This is a genomic window from Saccharomonospora iraqiensis subsp. paurometabolica YIM 90007 (genome assembly GCF_000231035.2).
GTDB lineage: Bacteria > Actinomycetota > Actinomycetes > Mycobacteriales > Pseudonocardiaceae > Saccharomonospora > Saccharomonospora paurometabolica.
In genome coordinates, this window is sequence record NZ_KI912225.1 from 13,469 (window position 1) to 16,580 (window position 3,112).

A 3,112-nucleotide genomic window follows, 5' to 3' on the forward strand; every position below is an offset into this window, starting at 1 on the left:
AGGGTCACCGCACCCGCCACGAACAGTGCCTCCTGCGGCCCCAGGTGTTCGGAGAGCCAGCCGAGTGCGGGCGCGCCGAGGGCCCCGGCACCACCGGCGACCGTGCCCTGCACCGCCAGCACCCGCCCGCGCATGCTCTCCGCGGCGTCCAGCTGGAGCCGCGTGCTCTTGACGGTGTCGATGATCACGGCGCCCGCCGCGATCGGCACCAGCGCGACGGCGAAGCCGAGCACGCCGGGCAGGAATCCGCTCACCGCCTGCAGCACACTCGTCGCCGCGGCGGCGCCGAGCAGCAGCGGCAGGGTGAACTCCCGGACGCGGGCGGCCGCGAGCCCCCCGAGCACGGTGCCGACGGCGAACACCGACGACAGCGTGCCGTACCCGGCCGACCCGGCGTTCAACGGTCCGTCGGCCATCGCCGCCATGGTCACCTGGTAGTTGCGCCCGAGGGAGGACAGGACGAACCCGAGCGCGAACAGCACCACCAGCACGTGCTGCGTGCGCAGGTAGGACAGGCCCGCGAGCACCCCGGCGTGTTCCGGCCTGCTCATCTCCAGGGGGTGGAACTGGCCGGACCGCATCATCAGCACCGTCCCGATGACCGCGAGGAACGTCGCCCCGTTGATGAGGAACAGGGCCGGTTCCCCGACCACGGCGGCCAGTACCCCGGCCAGGCTCATCCCGAGGACACGGCCGGTCGAGTTGGTCACCGAGTTCCACGCCAGCGCGTTGCCGAGATCGTGGCGCGGCACCACCTGACTGGCGAACCGGCCCAGTGCGGGTCCCTCGAACGTGCCGACGAGCCCGGCCGTCGCGGTGAGCGTGAACAGCACCGGCAGGGGCAGGCCGCTCCACACGGTGAACGCGAGCAGCAACGCGATCACCAGGTGCATCGACTCACCCGCGAGGATGAGCCGCCGGGGCGGGAACCGGTCGGCGAGCGCTCCCGCCCAGGGGCCGAACAGCAGTGCGGGCACCGTGGACAGCGCCACCGACAGACCCACCGACGTCGCCGACCCGGTGCGCTCCATCACGACCCAGTTCAGGCCGAGGACCTGCATCCAGGTACCCGTCACCGACACGAGGTCGGCCGAGGCCCAGAGTCGGTAGTTCCGGTTGGCGAACGCGCGCAGCATCGGCGGCAGTTCTCGCCGCAATTCCAGGGGTCCTTCCGCGAGACGAACGCCGGCGCACTCGGCCGGTCGGGCATGGCTCCGGTCGCTCGTCGACCGGGCGGCAACAAGCTACCCAGCGGTGCGGAACCCCGTCCTCACTTCTCCCGTGTGGCACTGCCAACAGTGAGGTTTGAACTCCCGGGCGGCGCGCACCCGGGCACACACGTGGGCCGCGGGCCGGGTCTCGCCCGGCCCGCGGCCCACGTCACTCCGGCGCCCACGGCGCCGATCGTCGTTCACCTCCGCCCGACGGTCGTCGCGTCGGCGGTGGCGGCGGTCTCAGCGGTTCGTCCCGCCCCCTCGGGTGCCGGAGCCGCCCTCCTCGTCGATGTCGAACTGCTCCTTGCGCACCTCGCCGGAGACGGTCTCCTCCTCGGCGACCCGCTCCTTGCCCAGCCGCACCTTCTCGACCGGCACGCTCTCCTTCTCCACGTGCGGCTGCTCGGAGTGCAGGGTGACCTCCTGCTCCTCCTCGCCGAGCTCGCCGGTCGCCGCCTCGGCGCGGTCCTCCTCGGTGATGGGCTCGCGTTCGACCCGGACCTCCTCGTGCGAGACCGGGACCTTCATCTGCTGCTCCTCGGTCACCACGTACTTGCGCAGCCGGACGCGCCCGCTCTCGACCTCGTCGGTGCCCGCGCGCATCCGCTCCTCGGAGCGGACCATCGACTCCTCCTCGGGGGAACGCCCGCGCGTGGTCCCGGTCTCCTGGCGTCCGGTCTCGCCCGCGGCGGTCCCGGCCGTGGTTCCCGCGGCGGTGCCGGTGCCCTCCGCCGTGCCGGTGCTCTCCTCGGGCCTGGCCGCCCGGGGGGCCGGCATGTCGTAGTGCCGGTACAGCTCGGCGCTCTCCTCGCCGGAGAGATCGGAGTCGGTGTCCGTGCTCGGCGCGTTCGAGACCTGGTCCTTGGACACCTGGACGTGGATGCCGTCGTTCTCCATGTGTGAGCCCTGCAGCGGCACGAAACTCTCCTTGTGCCCCAGCATCCCGGTGCGTACGGTCACCCACTCCGGGTTACGGGTCTCGTCGGACAGGTACACGGTCCCGACCTTGCCGATCTTGCGACCCTGGGAGTCGAGAACCGAGCTGTCGACGAGTTCCTCCGGACGCGGTGTCGTTGCCACGATCGCTGCCTCCTTCCGTGCTCGCGATCTGATGAGAACCGGACTTTGTCACCCGTCCGACCCTTGAAAAGTGCGTTTCCGTCCCCCCTCGCCCGGAAACCGCCCGCCCCGGCTTTCACCCGTCCGGGTGTGCAATCCTCCTTTCGTGCCGCACCGGTCACACCCGGTGTCACACGTTCCCTTCCCGGGCCCCGGAGCGGACGGAGACGGCGGTCTCGCGGTGCGCATGGCCCGGGCCACATCCGGGGCCCCGACGAAACCGGACCGTGGTCGGATGGTCCGGACCCGCATCGCGGCGGGTCCGACCCACGTTCGGCGACCCGGAGGCGGACCGGATGACCGAGATGTCCCTCGACGACGTGCTCGCGGCCCTGGACCTGCGCCGGTGCTCACCGGACACCTTCCTCGGGACGTGCCTGCCGCTGCCCGGGGAACGGGTCTTCGGCGGCCAGTTCCTCGCCCAGGCCGTCGTCGCGGCGGGCCGGACCGTGGGGGACAACACCACGGCCCCGCACTCGCTGCACGCGTACTTCCTCCGGCCGGGCGATCCGCGGGAACCCGTCCGGTTCCGCGTCGACCGCCTCCGCGACGGCCACCCGGCCCGCACCCGCGGCGTCGAGGCCGTCCAGCACGGCAGAACCGTGTTCCACCTGCTCGCGTCGTTCCGGGACCCGGAGTCCGGCCCGTGTCACCAGGACACCGCCCCCGTGGTCCCCGCCCCCGAGACGTTGCCGCAGCGGTACCCGTTCGGCGCGTCCACGGGTCCGCTCGTGCTGTGCCGGGTTCCCGACGGCGCACGCGGGTCCGGCGGCGCACGC

3 protein-coding genes are annotated in these 3,112 nt (G+C 72.4%); 1 reads left to right on the forward strand and 2 read right to left on the reverse strand.

Annotated features, from left to right (window positions below):
- Positions 1 to 1,136 (reverse strand): MFS transporter (locus SACPADRAFT_RS0208705; protein ID WP_007027063.1); only part of this gene is annotated, 1,136 nt, incomplete at its 3' end.
- A gap of 318 nt (positions 1,137 to 1,454) precedes the next feature.
- Positions 1,455 to 2,294, reverse strand: a complete 840-nt coding sequence (locus SACPADRAFT_RS0208710) for a DUF2382 domain-containing protein (RefSeq protein ID WP_007027064.1) — start codon at positions 2,292 to 2,294, stop codon at positions 1,455 to 1,457.
- 335 nt (positions 2,295 to 2,629) lie between these two features.
- Between SACPADRAFT_RS0208710 and SACPADRAFT_RS26510 the strand changes: the two genes are divergently transcribed.
- Positions 2,630 to 3,112 (forward strand): acyl-CoA thioesterase (locus SACPADRAFT_RS26510; RefSeq protein WP_007027065.1); only part of this gene is annotated, 483 nt, incomplete at its 3' end.